This is a genomic window from Paraburkholderia sp. SIMBA_054, assembly GCF_046534875.1.
Taxonomy (GTDB): Bacteria; Pseudomonadota; Gammaproteobacteria; order Burkholderiales; family Burkholderiaceae; genus Paraburkholderia; species Paraburkholderia hospita.
This window is the reverse complement of record NZ_JAWRXV010001930.1, coordinates 1-217: the sequence shown is the minus strand read 5'-3', so window position 1 is coordinate 217 and position 217 is coordinate 1. Positions and strand designations below refer to the sequence as shown.

General features: G+C 64.5%; 1 pseudogene. It reads left to right on the top strand.

Going from position 1 to position 217, the window contains the following annotated elements:
• Positions 1–217, top strand: a pseudogene (locus SB822_RS61770) (IS4 family transposase); the annotation flags it as partial.

Genomic DNA, 217 nt, shown 5'->3' with positions numbered 1-217 from the left:
TCCAGCGACTCGAGTCGGTCCTGCACAGCGAGATCCGCACCCTGGGTCATCCACGTGCCGCGCTGCTGGGCTTTACCGTCGCGGTGCTGGCGTACAACGTGCTGGCCACGCTCAAGCGCAGTGTTGAAGCTGCGCATGCCGCCGCCGATGAAACAGGTGCAGCGCCGCCGGACGTCTCGACGTATTACCTCGCCGTGCAGATTCGCAGCCAGTATGA